Here is a 16,211-nt window from a genome sequence, read left to right as displayed (position 1 = left end):
AGCCAATTCTGTTTTTCGGACTGTCCGTTACTGCGCGCGCCGCGTCAAGCGCCGCTTATGCCTCGAGTGCGCGGCGCAGGTTTTCGATGTCGTCAGCAATCTGACTGTCGGTCATCTGCAGTTCTTCGACGCGTTTTACACCATGCATCACGGTCGTATGGTCCTTGCCGCCAAAGCGGCGCCCGATATCGGGCAGAGACCGCGATGTCATACGCTTGCTCAGATACATCGCGATCTGGCGCGGGCGGGCAAAGGCGCGCAGGCGCTTGGAACCAACAAGATCCGACAGGCGGATGTTGTAGTAATCCGCAACCTTGCGCTGGATTTCCTCGACGGTGATCTTGCGATCGGATGCGCGAAGGATATCGGCAAGACAATCCTGCGCCAAATCAAGGGTGATTTCACGCCCTACGAGAGAGGCGAACGCATACAAACGGGTCAGCGCCCCTTCAAGGATACGCACGTTCATGGCGATCCGGTGGGCCATGAATTCAAGCACGCCGTCCGTCAGCACCACATCGGGGTATTGCAACGCAAAGGCCTGTTCCTTGTTTTGCAAAATGCCCAGGCGGAGTTCGTAATCGGTAGGGTGCAGGTCAACCACAAGGCCACATTGCATCCGCGATTTGATCCGGTCCTCAAGGTCCTTGATTTCGCCCGGCGCACGGTCGGCAGACAGGATGATTTGTTTGTTCTGATCGACCAGTGCGTTGAACGTGTGAAAGAATTCTTCCTGCGTGGATTCCTTGCCAGCGATGAACTGCACGTCATCGACCATCAATACGTCAACGGCGCGGAACATCTGCTTGAAGTCGATCATCTTGCGTTCGCGCAGCGCGGAAATGAACCGATACATGAACTGTTCCGCCGACAGATACAGCACGTTCAGTTCGGGTTTTGCGCGTTGCAGTTCGTGGGCAATCGCATGCATGAGGTGCGTTTTACCAAGGCCAACGCCACCATAAAGGAACAGCGGGTTGAACGACACCGGCCCCCCTTCGGCAACCTTGCGCGCGGCGGCATGTGCCAGTTCGTTTGGCTTGCCGACGACGAAGCTGTCAAAGGTAAAGCGGGCGTCGATATTGGCGCTGACGGGTTTCTTGACCTGCGCGGGTGCAGCCTTGGGTGCCGTGGGGCGGTTTGATTTGTCGACCACAAAGTTCAGGCGGCCAATCGCATCATGCGCACGCTGAATCTGATAGAGGATCTGATCACCGAAATTCTGCGAAACATAGTTTCCGAAGAAATTCGTGGGGACGTGGAAGGTTGCGATACCACCGGACAGATCATAAAGATCCAGCGGCTCGATCCAGTTCTTGAAGTTGTTCGCCCCTAACGTTCCCTGTAGCGTTTCTTTTACGTCAGACCAAATCGCGTCTTTCATTCTGTCCCTGTCCCAATAAAAACCAATGCTCGCACAACGCGCCCCTTACGCCTCGCACACGGTTCAATCGGTCCTGACAAAGCCACAGCGCACGGTCACCGCGCCCCAAGCGGAAACCGATCAGTGACTCTCGCCTTGTCAAAGGCTGTGCGCGTGGCCCGCCAATCAAGAATTGGCCACGGCATAACACACAGCATTTTGCAGAACACGGATCGCCACCATCGCCCGCATTCTGCCGACGAAAATGATGCGGAATGACCGGGCCTGCCCGACATTTACATGCCGGCTGTCCCAATCACCCAGAACGACAACACCGATTTGGACATCCGGCAAAGCTGCCGTCTGGGCCCGCATTTGGTACTGCGTCTTCCCATGCTCCCCCAGGAACGAAGTGAATCGCATAGCTAAGTTAGCAAGGCGTTTGCGGCCACGGCAACTGCAACGTTGGGATTGACTCCGACCTTTCGCAAAACGAATCTGCGCCGGCTTTGAATCGTAAGGAAAAGTCGTGGTGCCTGTTGCCCAAAAGCAAAGAGGGCACGTCTTGTGACATGCCCTCTTGCAGAATCTGTTACGTTGCGTTCCGGCCATTTCCAGCCGAGTCGCGGCCCTAGCCGATCGCTTTGACCCGGGCGCTGAGACGCGACACTTTGCGCGACGCCGTGTTCTTGTGCATCACACCTTTGGTCACGCCGCGCATGATTTCGGGCTGTGCCGCGCGCAGGGCTGCGCTTGCCGCGTCCTTGTCACCCGAGGCAATCGCCTCTTCGACTTTGCGCAGATATGTGCGGATACGCGAACGGCGTGCTTTGTTGACTTGAAAGCGTGCTTCGTTCTGACGCGCGCGTTTTTTTGCTTGGGGCGTATTTGCCATGTGATCAATCCCACTTTCCGGGTCTGTTAAAACTGTAGCGCACAAGGGCCCGGACCGGGTTTGATGAACCGGTTGATTCTTGCCTAGGCGGGCATCACGCGCATGTATCGGGGGTCTTTAGGGGCAAAGGACACAAAAGGGAACCCCTGATTTGCGCCCTATTTGTCGCGGAACTGCGGTTCGCGCTTTTCCTTGAAGGCGGCCATGCCCTCTTTCTGGTCTTCGGTCGCGAAAAGCGACTGGAACAGGCGGCGTTCATAACGGATGCCTTCGGACAATGGCGTTTCATAGGAATGGTTGACAGCATCCTTGGCAGCCGTTGTCGCCAGAAGGGATTTCTCGGCGATCTTGGCAGCGGCGGCCAGTGCCTCGTCCTTGAGTTTCTTGGCGGGGACAACACGGCTGACAAGGCCTGATGCTTCGGCCTCCTCGGCGGGCATAAAGCGCCCTGTCAGATGCATGTCCATTGATTTTGCCTTGCCCACATAGCGGGTCAGGCGCTGCGTGCCACCAATGCCGGGGATCACGCCAAGGTTCAGTTCGGGCAGGCCGAATTTCGCGGTATCGGCGGCAATGATAAAGTCGCACATCATCGCCAGCTCGCATCCGCCGCCAAGCGCATAGCCCGCAACAGCGGCGATGATCGGCTTGCGCACCTGTAGGAAACGGTCGGTTTCAGCGCCGAAAAAGTTGTCCGTATACATTTCCACAAAGGTCTTGTCGGCCATTTCGGTAATGTCCGCACCGGCGGCAAAGGCCTTGTCCGATCCGGTGATCACAATGGCACGCACTTTGGGGCTTTCGTCTGCCTCGGCCAGTGCTGTTGCAAGTTCGCCCATCAGTTGCGAGTTCAGCGCATTGAGCGCGTCAGGCCGGTTCAAGGTAATCAGGGCGATGTCGTCCTGCGTGCTTACGATGATCGTTTCAAACGCCATGTGTGGCCCCCGTGGTGGCTGCGGTAGTGCTAGTGCTTAGCAAAGCGGGCGCGGCGATCAAGCTATCTTTGACATTGCGGACAATAGAAAGATGATCTTCCGCCCTGAACGATTCGGGTGATTTTGCCCGTGCAGTCGGGCGTCGCGCAGGGTTCCCCCGCGCGGTCGTAAACCCGAAAAACGTGTTGGAAATAGCCCAGTTCGCCGTCAGCCTGACGGTAATCGCGCAAGGATGATCCGCCCGCCGTTATCGCCTCGGACAGGACATCGCGGATGATCGGAACAAGTGACGCGACACGGCGTTGCGAAAGGTGCCCTGCTTTGCGTTTGGGGCTGATGCGCGCGCGAAACAGCACTTCGCAGACATATATGTTGCCAAGACCGGAAACGATTCTCTGATCCAGCAGGGCGGTCTTGATCGGTGTGTTGCGCCCGGCCAGCGCGGCAATCAGATGCGGTTCGTCAAACGCATTTCCCAACGGTTCGGGGCCAAGTTTCGCAATCAGCCAGTGGGTGTCGAGTGCATCTGTCGCGCAAAGATCCATCGCGCCGAAACGCCGCGCATCGTTGAACGTGATCCGCGCGCCGCTCTCCATATCCAGCACAACGTGATCATGTTTCGCGGGCGCGGGGTGGTCGTGGTGGAACTGGCCAAGCGGATCACCCGAGACAAGCATCCGGCCCGACATGCCAAGATGGATGATAAGGGTCTCGCCCGTATCCAGATCAGCAAGGATGTATTTCGACCTACGCCGCAGCGCCGTGACACGCGCGCCCGTCAACCGCGCGGCCATGTTTTCAGGGAACGGCCAGCGCAGATCGGGGCGGTTCACAGCGGCACGCGCAATGACCTGCCCCTCCATCGCGGGGGCAAGGCCGCGGCGGACGGTTTCAACCTCGGGAAGTTCGGGCATTAGATCCTGTTGTGTTTGCGCATCTGTTCATTGGCAAAAGTAAGGAACGCGCGGGCACCTACAAGGTATTTCTGCATCCGCAGTTTCGGCCCCGTCGCGAATGTCAGCACATAGGCATAGTGGCCATCGTCCTGAATCATGATCAGGTCTTTCCAGTCGCGGGTTTGATCAAGCAGCATTGCATTGGGGATCGTCAGCCCGTGCTGATCATAGTGGGCCTGATAAAAGTTGATGTAGAACAGCGCATAAACCAGCGCCCCGACGATCAGATACAGGGTGATGCCAGTTGTCGGAACGAAACTGCCCTGATCTGTCCACAGCAGATAGAAAATCCAGCCCGTCAGCCCGATGCTGATCGCACGCAGGCCAATCGTCGGGCGCATATAAACGCGATCAAAGGTCATGCGATTGCGCGCCGATTCACCAACGCGGGCGATCAGACCCATGTCTGCGGGCAGATCGCCAATGCCCATCCCCGTTTTCGGAATGGCGCGGCCTGTGCTGTCACGTTGGCCAAACACGTGATCCAGACCCGCGCGAATGCGGCGCGGCAGATAGAACGAAAAGACGTAGATCAAACCGGCGACCGCAAGAATCGGCAGAACGGTGGAAAAAATGTTCAAAATCATCACAGGCCCTGCGTCAGAAAGGGGATTTGTTCTTTGGTCCACATAGGTATAACCCCAATCTGACTTTATTCAGGCGCGAGTGTGACATGAGCGACGAAACCCAAACGACCACTCATTTCGGCTTTGAGACCGTGGCCGAAAGCGAAAAAGCGGGCCGTGTGCAGGGTGTGTTCACGTCTGTGGCCAGCAAATATGACGTGATGAACGACGCGATGAGCCTTGGCATCCATCGCATCTGGAAAGACGCCATGATGGATTGGCTGGCGCCGCGCGCGGGCCAGCGGTTGCTGGATGTGGCCGGCGGCACCGGTGATATTTCGTTCCGTTTTTTGAAACGTGCAGGATCGGGCCATGCGACAGTGCTGGACCTGACCGAAAACATGCTGATCGAGGGGCGCAAGCGCGCCGAAGCGGCGGATATGGCCGCAAGCCTGGACTGGACCGTTGGCGATGCGATGGCGCTGCCGTTTGATGACAACACATTCGATGTTTACACGATCAGCTTTGGCATTCGTAACGTCACCCGCCCGCAAGAGGCGCTGAACGAGGCGTATCGCGTGCTGAAACCCGGTGGCCGCTTGATGGTGCTGGAATTCAGCCAGATCCCCAATGACATGATGCAAAAGCTGTATGACTTTTATTCCTTCAACGTGATTCCACCCATGGGCAAGGCGATCACGGGGGATCGGGACAGTTATCAGTATCTGGTCGAATCGATCCGCAAGTTCCCTGATCAGGAAGCCTTCCTTGGGATGGTTCGCGGCGCCGGATTCGAGCACGCAAAGTATCGAAATCTGTCGATGGGAATCGCGGCGCTGCATTCCGGTTGGAAGCTGTAACGCATGCGCGGACCCCACAACATCTGGCGGCTGATCCGTACCGGCGCGACCCTTGAGCGCGCGGGCGCGATGAATGTCGTGCTTGATGCCTTTGAGGCAGGGCCGCTATTACGCGCCACGGCCCGCACTTTTGCATGGCCGTTCAAATGGTTGGGGTATCGCGGTGATCCGGCGCTGCCCCCCGCAACCCGTGCGCTGACGGCCCTTGGCCCTGCCTATATCAAGTTCGGTCAGGTGCTTTCGACCCGGCCAGATGTTGTCGGCGACGATTTGGCCGACCAGTTGCGGGTTCTGCAAGACCGGCTTGCACCCTTCCCGACCGATGTGGCCAAGGCCGAAGTGGAAAAGGAACTTGGCCTACCATTGGCCGAGATGTTTCGCGATTTTTCCGAACCCGTGGCGGCGGCGTCACTGGCGCAGGTGCACAAGGCTGTTCTGGTCGAAACGGGCGAACATGTTGCGATCAAGGTGCTGCGCCCGGGGATCGAGCGCGCCTTTGGCAAGGACATCGACGCGTTCTATTTCGCCGCGCGGATGATCGAGGTTCTTTCACCTGCCTCGCGCAGGTTGCGGCCAATGGATGTCATCACCCACTTCGAGGGAATCGTGCGCGGGGAACTTGACCTTCGATTGGAAAGCTCGGCCGCGGGGGAGTTTGCTGCCAATACGGTCAATGACGTCGGCTTTCAGGTACCCGCGATCAAGTGGCATTATTCAGCGCGCCGCGTCATGACGATGGGCTGGGCCGAGGGCGTGAGCATTGGCGACAACCTTGCGTTGGATGCAGCAGGGCATGACCGTCCCAAGCTTGCCAATCGCGTGTTGCAACTGTTCCTGAGCCACGCGCTGCGTGACGGTTTCTTTCACGGTGACATGCATCAGGGCAACCTGAAGGTTGCCGCAAACGGCGATATCATCGCCTATGACTTCGGGATCATGGGGCGGATTGATGAATATACCCGCCGCGTCTATGCCGAAATCCTGTTCGGCTTTATCCGCAAGGATTACAAACGTGTGGCCGAAGTGCATTTCGAGGCAGGTTATGTGCCTGCCGATCAGGATGTCGATGAATTTGCACGCGCCCTGCGCGCCGTGGGCGAACCGATTTTCGGGATGGATGCCAGCCGGATTTCAATGGCGCATCTTCTGTCCTACCTGTTCGAAGTGACAGAACGTTTCGGCATGGAAACCCGCACCGAATTGATCCTGCTTCAGCGCACCATGGTCGTTGTTGAAGGGGTTGCGCGGTCGCTTCACGGCAAGGTCGATATCTGGGAAGACGCCCGCCCGATCGTCGAGGCATATATCACCGAAAGCATGGGGCCAAAGGCGCTGCTGCGCGATCTGGCCCGAACGGTTCAAATCCTTTCGCGGTTCGGGCCGCATTTGCCACAGATGGCACAGGATGCGCTGATCCGCAGTGCCAAATCCCCCGCGCCCGCAGAGAAAACCAGCATCTGGACGCCGATTGGCTGGATGGCGCTGGGCGGGGTTTTGTGTGGTCTGGCCGTATGGGCCCTTACCCTGCTCTAAAGCAGGGACGGATCGCGCAACGCGGTCACTTGCGATGCCAGAACGCCTGCGCCCCCTTGCAAGATCAGGATTGTTTCGCCGCCTTCGGCGCGAACTTCCTGCACCATGGAATAGACATCGGCGCGTTCGTCAATCAGCACCTCGTCGCCCGCATAGCTGACCACGTTAAAGCTATAAAGACCGTCCTCGAATGGTGTGCCGTTTGGCCCGACACCTGCCCATTCAATCGGGTCGGCGGATTTGGGGATTTCGCTGCGCTGGACTTCGTTACCGTCGGCGTCCGTCACGACAAGCTCGACACGATCCGCCGCAAGGGCCGGATTGGGCGCAATCGTGATCGGGCTGCCATCAAAATAACCGGCGACGGGGGCCAATGCCTCATTCCCGACCCAGCTGGCCATTTGCGCCATGCCTGTTGTTGTCATCTGTGCGCTTAGGGCGGCCAACAAATCGTTTGTCAGAACCGATTGTTCCACCTGCGAAAAGGTTGCCAGTTGCACCGCGTATTCCGATGAATCGGCGGGATTCAAGGGGTCCTGGTTTTCCATCTGGACGGTCAGCATTTTCAGGAATGTTTCAAAATCCGAGCTGATCACCGCTTCGGACGTTGCGGCGGCGGCTGTGTTGTTCAACGTCGTGACGGACGATGTTTGGGTGAGTTCCATTTGGGTCTCCGTTATAGGCGCAGATCAAGGCCTGCGGTGGGCTGTGGTTGCGCGGCCGGGGCGTCTTGTGGTGGTTCTGTTGGTCGCGTGTTCGCGGCCGGCTGATCACCGCTGCCGTGTTCGTCTTGTGCTGGTTGGTCTTCGGTCTGGCCAAAATCAAAGGCGACATCGGCATAGCCAAGCGCGCGAAATTCCTGCGCCAGCCCCTCGAGGTTGCGGCGCATCAGGTCGGCCGTTTCAGGCCGTTCGGTTGTGATTGTCAGTGTGATCCCGTTTTCCGAGGGGCTAAGGGCAAGCCGGACACGGCCCAGCTCTTCGGGGTTGAGACGGATTTCGGTTTGCCCGTCAGGTTTTTGCGTCACGGCCACGGCAACTTGTTGCGACACCGCCTTCGCGACCTCGGGTGTATGAAGATGGGGCGCGCCAAGGGGCCGTTCGCTGCGTGGGGCAATAATTGTGCCGTCCAGTGCGGGGGTGGACCCGAACAAGGCCTGGCGATCATCCGTAAGCGTGTCACCGGCCGGTGGCGTTTGCACTGGCTTTGCAACCTGTGACGCGTCGGTGTGAACGGCGGGCGTCGATGTGGTGCGGTCACCGCTGGCAGGTTTCTCTCGCTGTGATTGCGGCGGTTTTGCCGCGCTGGCCTCTTGGGGTGGCGCGGCTGTTTGGGCGGGTTCGGGTTCCGGCTTCGTCGCCAAGGACGCTGCTACTTCACCGGGGATCCGTGCAGCATGTGGCGCTGACGCCACTTTGGGAATGGTTTGCGTGATCGCGGTCTGCGCGGCGGTTTCATCTTGCGATGCGGTGTTGGGCTGCGGGGCGGGCACGCGCGACTGCGCCTCGAACGCGCTTGTGTGGACGGAAGGGGCTGCGGGCGTTTGCATCGCGTTTTGTAGCACCACACCTTCGGCGCTTGCCGGTCGCGGCGGCGGCGAAATCTGGGCGGCATCTGTCGGCGCATGTGCGGCACCGACTGTGCGCGAGCGCGCGGTTTCTGCAAGGGGTGCGGGATCAGCGACCGTGGCCGTTGGCCGGGCGGCAAAGGCCGGTTTTGCAGGCATGATGATCTGCGCCGCGTGATCGCGCATAGGGGCAGATTGTGCCCCGTCGGGTCGCGGTGTTGCCTTGCCTGCCACGTCCGGCACGGGAACAGGTATTTGCGGTCCGGTCTGTTTGGCCATGGCGACTGTTCCGCCTGCCAGCATTGGTGTGACCCGATCATCACCGGATACGCCAACAGGAGGCCCGAAATGTCGATTGGGGGCGGGAATGGCACCCTCGGCCTGTGGAACGGGCGGGGGCGCGTCCGCATCGGGATCATCCGCTGTGCGATCAGCGGCAGGATCGTCGGCGGGCACCGTGTCTTGGGGGTCGGGCACGACCGTTTCCGCAACCACCGCCACCGTGTCTGGCGACGCATTGCGTAGCGCATCATCCATCACGGCACCAAAGGATCGCGCGCGTTCGATGGGCATACCGGCCAGCGCCTGCGGCAGGTTACGACCCGTCGCTGGGGCTGTGGCCCCAGCGAATGCGCCGTCGGACATTAAGATAGGCATCGGTTCTCCGATTCAGCCGGTGTTCGCAGACACAATTGCGCAAGAGGCTTACCGAATGTTTACCGGTTCCGGGTCATGACTAGGAAAGTTGTTCAATTTGGAGTCATTCCCATGGTCGATTTTGCCATTGGTCCCACGCAGTCCCTTTCGGGCATCACCGAACAGATCCCGCCCTCGCAGGACGAAAAACTGCGTGCGGCGGCCGATGCGCTCGAGGCCAGTTTTCTGTCGGAAATGCTGAAATCTGCGGGGCTTGGCGCGTCACGTGACGCAATGGGCGGCGGGATTGGTGAAGACCAGTTCGGGTCGTTCCTGCGCGAGGAACAGGCCAGGCAGATGGTCGAAGCGGGGGGTATCGGCCTTGCCGAATCACTGTTTGAAGCCATGAAAGGCCGGATCAATGAATAGGCCCACCGATCGCTTGCTTGCATTGCTGGATGCCGAACGCACAGCCATACTGGCAGGCGCGTTTGATACGCTCGCGGCGCAGGCCCAACAAAAAGCGGACCTGTTTGATACCGTCGCAGGCGAAACCAAACCAGACCCGTCGCAACTGCGCCTTTTGGGCGCGCGCGTTTCGCGCAACCAAGAGTTGTTGCAAGCGGCGATGGCGGGTGTGCGCGATGTTCAGACGCGCATGGCCGCGCTTACCGCTGCCCAGTCTACGCTCAATACCTATGACAGGTCTGGCCAACCAAGCCAGATCGCGCGCCGTCAAGGCAAGTTTGAACATAAAGTTTGAAGAAAATCTGCGCCACGCAGCGTGACCGGATTAGGACGCCGTTAAGAACATTGCGCCAAAGGTTGTCCTGCACCTTTCGGGGTGGCACGGCACCGCGAACCGGTGGCGATACCTGTCAGAATGACTGTTCCAAATCGACCCTAACCGGGCCGAATTCATGAAAACCGGGCGCAAAAGCGCCGCATCATAAAGGGACCAAAATATGTCCAGTATTCTGACGAACAACAGCGCGATGGTTGCGCTGCAAACCCTGAAATCCATCAACGGCGACCTTTCCAAGACACAGTCGATGATTTCGACCGGTAAGTCCGTGGCTTCGGCCAAGGATAACGCATCGGTCTGGGCCATCTCCAAGGTCATGGAAGCCGATGTCAAAGGTTTCAAGGGTATCTCTGACAGTCTGAGCCTTGGTGAATCCACGGTTGCTGTCGCACGTCAAGCCACGGAAACCGTGACCGACCTGCTGACCGAAATCAAAGGCAAGGTCGTTGCGGCACAGGAAGAAAACGTCGATCGCAGCAAGATCCAGACAGACATTGACGCACTGACCGACCAGATCAAATCGGTTGTCGGCGCGGCGCAATTCAACGGTCTGAACCTTGTCAAAGGCACGGATGACATGAACATCCTGTCCTCGCTTGACCGTAACAGCGACGGGTCCGTCACGGCCAACAACATTACAGTTGGCCGTCAGGACATGACCACCGACAAAGGCACCTTTGGCACGGGCACAAGCCTGAACGCCAATGCCACGGCAAGTGCCGTTGCTGCAACATCCACCGGCAACGCGGAAAACGTCACGATCGCGACTGACGCGGACATGTCTGACAACGCTGTCAGCATCACCGTTGCAGGCACGACCTTGTCGTTCGGTGCCGGTGAACTGTCGGGCGACCAGGACGCGGCTGCGGCCCAGATTACCGGCGCGTTGAACGCGCTTGGTCTTGAAGGGATCACTGCGGCGGTCAATGGCACCAACGCCAACCAGATCGACATCACTTCGACCCGCGGGTTTGAAGATGTGTCGCTGACGGCTACCGGTGCGACAGCCAGTGCCGCAACGATTGCTGAACGTGGTGAAAGCGTTGACTTCTCGACCTCGGCAGCCGTGAACGATGGTGACGGTTACAAAGTGACTGTTGGCGGAGCTTCCTATGACTATATCGCCGGCAAGGGCGAAACCATGGAAGATGTCGCCAAGGGCCTCAAGGCTGCCATTGATGGCGCTGGCCTGACAGGCGTGACGACGAACGTGTCGCAAGACGAAACCACCGGCCAGTGGAGCCTCAAGGTTGACAATGACGGGTCTGGTTCTGCCAGCCTTGCATTTGCTGCCGTGGGGAATGCGGGCGGTAAGGCTTCGGGCGGTCTGTTCGGGCTGGATTCCATCAATGTCGAGACGAACAGCGGTGCAGACGCAGCACTTGCCAACATCGAAACGATGATTTCCAACTCGATTGATGCCGCTGCTTCCTTTGGTTCTGCCCAAGGCCGGATCGAGACCCAAAGCGATTTTATCGGCAAGCTGTCCGATGCGCTGAAGTCCGGTATCGGCTCGATGGTTGATGCCGACATGGAAGAAGCATCGGCCCGTTTGCAGGCGCTTCAGGTCCAGCAGCAGCTGGGCGTGCAGTCACTGTCGATTGCGAACCAGTCGCCGCAGTCGATCCTGTCACTGTTCCGTTAAGACAGGGTGGGGGCGCCTGAAACGGGCGCCCCCGCTTTCGCGCACGGCAAAGCCGTGTCATCGCCCCCCTTGTCCCGAAAGGACACGACGTGAACGTCATCGAACAAGCCCGCCAGGCCTATGCGCCGGCAAAATCCCCACTTCGCACCGGCCGGTCAGCCGAACTCCAGCTTTTCAGCGAAACAACCGCACGACTGCGCAACGCTGCGATCAGCCCAAAAGCCAATTTCGCCGCCCTGACCGAAGCCCTGCACGACAACCGCACCCTTTGGACACACCTTGCCGCCGAAGTGGCTGACGGCGAAAACGCCCTGCCGCAGGATCTGCGTGCGCGGCTATTCTACCTTGCTGAATTCACCACCTATCATTCCCGCAAAGTCCTTCGCGGCGAGGCCGAGGTGGCCCCGCTGATCGAAATCAACACCGCCGTCATGCGCGGCCTAAGCGGCAAGGGGGATCTGTAATGTCCGGACTTGTCCTTAAACTTGGCCCCAAGGAACGCGTGCTGGTCAACGGTGCTGTCATCGAAAATGGTGATCGACGTTCGCGGTTGTCGATCATGACACCCAATGCGAATATTCTGCGGCTGCGCGACGCCATTCGTCCGGACGAGGTGAATACGCCCGTGCGTCGCGTCTGCTATATTGCGCAACTGGTTTTGTCGGGTGATGCCGACCCTGACGAGGCACGCCATCAGCTGCTACGCGGCATCGAACAACTTAGCCAGGCACTTACGGATCATGACAGCCGCGCCATTCTGGACGATGCGACACAGTCTGTGAGTGAGGGCGAATTCTATCGCGCCCTGAAACGTTTGCGGATGTTATTGCCACGCGAAGACCGCCTGCTTGCGGCGGCCCCGCGTTTGTCATGACGTTCCAACCTGTCATTCCGCTGTCTGGATACACCGGTTGGCGGTTCTTGCAACGCACGTTGGATACGCAACAAACGGCCTTTTCCAATTCGGCCCCGGTCGCGCGTGCCACCGACACGTTTCGCGAAAAGATCAGCGAGGTCCGCACCGCTGCGGACCTCATGGCGGATCGCGAATTGCTGCAAGTCGCACTGGGTGCGTTCGGGCTGGATGACGATATAGGCAACACTTACTTCATCCAGAAAGTCCTTGAAGAAGGGACGCTGGATGAAGACGCACTTGCAAACAAGCTGTCCGATTCACGCTACGGTGATCTGGCCAAAGCATTCGGGTTTGGCGATTTCGACACGCCCCGCACGGTGCTTAGCACCTTTGCGGATGAAATCATTGACCGCTACGAGGCGCGCCAGTTTGAACGCGCGGTCGGCGATCAGGACAACACAATGCGCCTTGCGCTCAATACCGGCCCTGCTTTGGCAGATATCACGGCAAGCGGCAGCAACAATGCGCAATGGTTTTCCATGATGGGAAACGCCGCGATGCGCACCGTTTTCGAGGGTGCGCTGGGGTTTCCAAGCAGCTTTGGCGCGATTGATCTTGATCAGCAGCTCACCGAATTCAAGGCGCGTGCGCAGGCGACGTTTGGCACCGATCAGATGTCGGAAATCGCCAGCGAAGAATCACAGGAAAAGCTGATCCGCCTTTACATGCTGCGCACGGAAACATCGTCCGCAGGTGGTTTTTCGTCCGGGTCGGTCGCGCTGAGTTTGTTGCAGTCTGCGGGGTCACTCTACTAGGGGCGCAGTGGCACGCTGTGCTTGCGTGTCTTCTGTGGTGGCAGGAAGCGCCTGACGCAAAGCCGCAAAGCTTGCACTTGGGCTGGGATGGCGCAGTGTCAGAAACCGGTCCAGATCGGGGTAACAAGCGACGGCCGCATCGGTCGCAGGATCGCTCCCCTCAACGTAAAGACCCGCCTGAATCATCAGTTCGGACCGGTCATACTTCCCCAGATGCGCCCGCGCGCTTTGAATCAGTGCGTTTTCGCCAGCGTTTGCCACACCCGGCAGACTGCGCGATACGGACCGCAACAGATCTACTGCGGGAAAGCGGCCGCGCTCGGCAATGCTGCGATCAAGAACAACGTGCCCGTCCAGAACGCCGCGCAGCATATCTGCCACGGGTTCTTCCATGTCCGACCCGGCAACAAGCACACTGTAAATCGCGGTGATATCACCACCCTCACCCGTGCCGGGCCCGGCACGTTCGCACAGCGCCGCAATTGTTGGTCCGGTCGATGCCGGATACCCGCGCAGCGCGGCCGGTTCACCACCGGCGACGGCCAATTCACGGTGCGCCTCGGCAAAGCGCGTGACACTATCGACAAGCAACAAAACCTGCTGGCCCGCATCGCGGAAATGTTCAGCGACCGCTGTCGCCGCGAGCGCACATCGCTTGCGAATCTGTGGCGCCCGATCCGAGGTAGCGGCGATGACAACCGACCGTTGCATCCCTTCATGGCCAAGCACGTCTTCGACAAATTCGCGCAATTCGCGGCCCCGTTCGCCCACAAGCGCGATGACGATTACATCGGCGTCGACCCCGCGCGCGAGGTCGGCCAACAGCGTTGACTTGCCCACACCTGACCCCGCGAACAGGCCAATCCGCTGGCCCCGTGCGAGCGGTAGAACAGTATTGAACACGGCCAGGCCCGTTGCCAGCCGTTCGCCCATCGCGCGCCGCGTATGCGGCAAGGGTGGATCAGCCCGCACGCGCCGCATCGTCAAACCGGGCAACAACGGGCGACCATCCAACGGCAGCCCGTCAGGGTCAATCACCCGCCCGATCCAGCTGGCATCCGGCGCAAAGTCCCGGCGTTTTTCAAGATAGACCTGATCATTGACGCAAACACCGTCCGCGCTCCCTTCGGGTAAAAGATAGGCACCCGCATGATCAAGCTTCACAATTTCGGCGCGCAATCCAGCGTGTCCCAGAAAAACAACACGATCGCCCAGCGCGGCCTGCGTGCCAAAACCGGCAACCTGCACCCGATCACCGGTCACGCCGATCACGTGGCCCAGCGGATGGTCTGCGCGCAAACCTTTCAGTGATGCGGTGATACGTTCAAGAATTGGGTCCGGCATTGGTGGTGTCCTTTCGACTGACAACACCTTCTTAAGGAATCAGGGTTAAGCCTTAGTTGAAGCCAATCGAGGGAGAAGCCCCGATGTTCCAATCGCTGGACGTTTTTCAAACTGCCTATGACATGGCCCGCCACGCGGGGCAGCGTCAGGCTGTGACTGCGCGAAATATCGCGAATGCCGATACGCCGGGCTATCGCGCGCAAACAATGGACAGTTTCGCCGAGGCCTATCGCGGCCACGAAACGACAACATTGCGCAGCACACGCGCGGGCCATATCGGCGGCGCGGACGCTGGCGCAGCAGCCGCCCGCGCGCGGATGGCTGATGCTGAACCCTCGCCCAACGGCAATTCTGTTTCCCTTGAAGAAGAAATGCTGCGCGGCGTTGAAATCCAGCGCGAACACAATCGTGCGCTCGCCATCTACAAGCACGGCCTTGACGTGCTGCGGATGAGCATCGGGCGGAGGTAGGTTTCATGACTGACTTTTCCAACGCACTTGATGTTGCCGCAAGCGGCATGCGCGCACAGGCCAGCCGCATCCGCCACGTGTCTGAAAACATCGCCAATACCGATACGCCCGGATATCACCGCAAGACTGTGACCTTTGAAGAAGTCGTTGCGCGCGGCGACCATACGGGCGCTGTGGAAACCGGCCGTGTGCAGCTGGACCGCACAGAACTTGACCGCGTCTATGACCCGTCCCACCCAATGGCCGATGCAAGCGGGCATTATGACGGGTCAAACGTGAACCTGCTGGTTGAAATCGCGGACGCCCGCGAAGCCCAGCGCAGTTACGAAGCAAACCTCAAGATGTTCGATCAGGTGCGGCAAATGTCGTCGTCCCTGATGGATCTTCTGCGCCGCTAAGGAGGCGGATCATGGATATCAGATCAACCCTTGTTGCCCAACAATATGCCGCCAACAAAACTGCAACGGCGCCGCAACCCGGTGGCGAAGGCGGCACCGCATTCGGCAAAGTCGCGGAAAGTTTCGCCGCGACGTTGCAGCAAGGCGAACAGACAGCGATGGCCGCAATGTCAGGCGGGGCCGATCCGCATGCATTGGTGCAGGCCCTCGCGCAGACGGAACTGGCCGTGGAAACCGCCGTGACCGTGCGCGACAAGGTTGTCGAAGCCTACCAGGAAATTCTGCGGATGCCCGTCTGATGAATGAGGCGCTGTTTTACGACACCCTGCGACAGGGGCTTTGGATTGCGGTGATGGTGTCGCTGCCGATCCTGACGGTTGCGTTGATCGCCGGGCTGACTGTTGGTCTGTTTCAGGCGCTGACGTCAATTCAGGAAATGACGCTGACGTTTGTGCCCAAACTGGCGGCGATCGTCGCCGTGTTCTGGATCACGATGGGCTTCATGTCGGAAACGCTTGTTGCTTATTTCCAAGACACCCTGATCCCGATCATCGCAGGAAGCTAGAC

General features: G+C 59.1%; 20 protein-coding genes. 12 read left to right on the top strand and 8 right to left on the bottom strand.

Going from position 1 to position 16,211, the window contains the following annotated elements; genetic code table 11:
• Positions 1–55: 55 nt before the first annotated feature.
• The 5 genes from dnaA to SJY21_RS10910 form a co-directional block, all read right to left on the bottom strand.
• On the bottom strand, positions 56–1,384 hold the full coding sequence (dnaA, locus tag SJY21_RS10930; RefSeq protein WP_377510269.1) for a chromosomal replication initiator protein DnaA: 1,329 nt from the start codon (positions 1,382–1,384) through the stop codon (positions 56–58).
• A 610-nt stretch (positions 1,385–1,994) separates the two neighbouring features.
• The gene (gene rpsT / locus SJY21_RS10925; protein WP_377510266.1) at positions 1,995–2,258 is read right to left on the bottom strand and encodes a 30S ribosomal protein S20; all 264 of its coding nucleotides are present in this window, start codon (positions 2,256–2,258) and stop codon (positions 1,995–1,997) included.
• 158 nt (positions 2,259–2,416) lie between these two features.
• Positions 2,417–3,193 carry an enoyl-CoA hydratase gene (locus SJY21_RS10920; RefSeq protein WP_377510263.1) on the bottom strand — a complete coding sequence of 259 codons (777 nt, stop codon included), beginning with the start codon at positions 3,191–3,193 and terminating at the stop codon, positions 2,417–2,419.
• A 62-nt stretch (positions 3,194–3,255) separates the two neighbouring features.
• The gene (gene mutM / locus SJY21_RS10915; protein WP_377510260.1) at positions 3,256–4,107 is read right to left on the bottom strand and encodes a bifunctional DNA-formamidopyrimidine glycosylase/DNA-(apurinic or apyrimidinic site) lyase; all 852 of its coding nucleotides are present in this window, start codon (positions 4,105–4,107) and stop codon (positions 3,256–3,258) included.
• Positions 4,107–4,736, bottom strand: coding sequence for a hypothetical protein (locus tag SJY21_RS10910; RefSeq protein ID WP_377510258.1), 630 nt, complete (start codon positions 4,734–4,736; stop codon positions 4,107–4,109). The genes mutM and SJY21_RS10910 overlap by 1 nt, the downstream gene beginning before the upstream one ends.
• 86 nt (positions 4,737–4,822) lie before the next feature.
• Between SJY21_RS10910 and ubiE the strand changes: the two genes are divergently transcribed.
• Together ubiE and ubiB are read left to right on the top strand one after the other, a co-directional pair.
• Positions 4,823–5,575 carry a bifunctional demethylmenaquinone methyltransferase/2-methoxy-6-polyprenyl-1,4-benzoquinol methylase UbiE gene (ubiE, locus tag SJY21_RS10905; protein ID WP_377510255.1) on the top strand — a complete coding sequence of 251 codons (753 nt, stop codon included), beginning with the start codon at positions 4,823–4,825 and terminating at the stop codon, positions 5,573–5,575.
• A gap of 3 nt (positions 5,576–5,578) precedes the next feature.
• A complete protein-coding gene (gene ubiB / locus SJY21_RS10900; RefSeq protein WP_377510252.1) occupies positions 5,579–7,108 on the top strand; it encodes a 2-polyprenylphenol 6-hydroxylase in 1,530 nt (509 codons plus the stop codon).
• Here the strand turns inward: ubiB and SJY21_RS10895 are convergent.
• Together SJY21_RS10895 and SJY21_RS10890 are read right to left on the bottom strand one after the other, a co-directional pair.
• Complete coding sequence (locus SJY21_RS10895; RefSeq protein WP_377510249.1) at positions 7,105–7,773, bottom strand: flagellar hook capping FlgD N-terminal domain-containing protein; 669 nt, start codon at positions 7,771–7,773, stop codon at positions 7,105–7,107. The two genes, ubiB and SJY21_RS10895, sit on opposite strands and share 4 nt — an antisense overlap.
• Before the next feature lie 11 nt (positions 7,774–7,784).
• Positions 7,785–9,332, bottom strand: a complete 1,548-nt coding sequence (locus tag SJY21_RS10890; RefSeq protein WP_377510246.1) for a flagellar hook-length control protein FliK — start codon at positions 9,330–9,332, stop codon at positions 7,785–7,787.
• Between the two features lie 111 nt (positions 9,333–9,443).
• Here SJY21_RS10890 and SJY21_RS10885 point away from each other — a divergent pair, with 111 nt between their 5' ends.
• The 6 genes from SJY21_RS10885 (at position 9,444) to SJY21_RS10860 (ending at position 13,432) form a co-directional block, all read left to right on the top strand.
• A complete protein-coding gene (locus SJY21_RS10885) occupies positions 9,444–9,740 on the top strand; it encodes a rod-binding protein (protein WP_377510243.1) in 297 nt (98 codons plus the stop codon).
• A complete protein-coding gene (locus tag SJY21_RS10880) occupies positions 9,733–10,074 on the top strand; it encodes a hypothetical protein (protein ID WP_377510240.1) in 342 nt (113 codons plus the stop codon). Before SJY21_RS10885 ends, SJY21_RS10880 begins: the two co-directional genes overlap by 8 nt.
• Positions 10,075–10,276: 202 nt before the next feature.
• Entirely contained in the window at positions 10,277–11,761 is a 1,485-nt protein-coding gene (locus SJY21_RS10875) for a flagellin (protein ID WP_377510237.1), read from the top strand.
• Positions 11,762–11,850: 89 nt separating this feature from the next.
• Positions 11,851–12,225 carry a flagellar biosynthesis regulator FlaF gene (flaF, locus tag SJY21_RS10870; protein ID WP_377510234.1) on the top strand — a complete coding sequence of 125 codons (375 nt, stop codon included), beginning with the start codon at positions 11,851–11,853 and terminating at the stop codon, positions 12,223–12,225.
• The gene (flbT, locus tag SJY21_RS10865; protein ID WP_377510231.1) at positions 12,225–12,635 is read left to right on the top strand and encodes a flagellar biosynthesis repressor FlbT; all 411 of its coding nucleotides are present in this window, start codon (positions 12,225–12,227) and stop codon (positions 12,633–12,635) included. Before flaF ends, flbT begins: the two co-directional genes overlap by 1 nt.
• The gene (locus tag SJY21_RS10860; RefSeq protein WP_377510228.1) at positions 12,632–13,432 is read left to right on the top strand and encodes a DUF1217 domain-containing protein; all 801 of its coding nucleotides are present in this window, start codon (positions 12,632–12,634) and stop codon (positions 13,430–13,432) included. Before flbT ends, SJY21_RS10860 begins: the two co-directional genes overlap by 4 nt.
• Here the strand turns inward: SJY21_RS10860 and SJY21_RS10855 are convergent.
• A complete protein-coding gene (locus SJY21_RS10855; protein ID WP_377510226.1) occupies positions 13,421–14,776 on the bottom strand; it encodes a FliI/YscN family ATPase in 1,356 nt (451 codons plus the stop codon). The genes SJY21_RS10860 and SJY21_RS10855 overlap by 12 nt on opposite strands.
• A gap of 83 nt (positions 14,777–14,859) precedes the next feature.
• On the opposite strand from SJY21_RS10855, the gene SJY21_RS10850 reads away from it, so the two are divergent.
• From SJY21_RS10850 to SJY21_RS10835, 4 genes are read left to right on the top strand one after another with little or no spacing between them, the layout of a single operon-like run.
• Positions 14,860–15,246: a FlgB family protein gene (locus tag SJY21_RS10850; protein WP_377510223.1), complete on the top strand. Its 387-nt coding sequence runs from the start codon at positions 14,860–14,862 to the stop codon at positions 15,244–15,246.
• A gap of 5 nt (positions 15,247–15,251) precedes the next feature.
• Positions 15,252–15,644: a flagellar basal body rod protein FlgC gene (gene flgC, locus SJY21_RS10845; RefSeq protein ID WP_377510220.1), complete on the top strand. Its 393-nt coding sequence runs from the start codon at positions 15,252–15,254 to the stop codon at positions 15,642–15,644.
• An 11-nt stretch (positions 15,645–15,655) separates the two neighbouring features.
• Positions 15,656–15,943 carry a flagellar hook-basal body complex protein FliE gene (gene fliE / locus SJY21_RS10840; protein ID WP_377510217.1) on the top strand — a complete coding sequence of 96 codons (288 nt, stop codon included), beginning with the start codon at positions 15,656–15,658 and terminating at the stop codon, positions 15,941–15,943.
• Positions 15,943–16,209: a flagellar biosynthetic protein FliQ gene (locus SJY21_RS10835; protein WP_377510214.1), complete on the top strand. Its 267-nt coding sequence runs from the start codon at positions 15,943–15,945 to the stop codon at positions 16,207–16,209. Before fliE ends, SJY21_RS10835 begins: the two co-directional genes overlap by 1 nt.
• Positions 16,210–16,211: the final 2 nt, after the last annotated feature.

Origin of the sequence: Octadecabacter sp. R77987, assembly GCF_042466115.1 — a bacterium.
Taxonomy (GTDB): domain Bacteria; phylum Pseudomonadota; class Alphaproteobacteria; order Rhodobacterales; family Rhodobacteraceae; genus SW4.
This window is presented reverse-complemented; position numbering and strand designations above follow the sequence as displayed.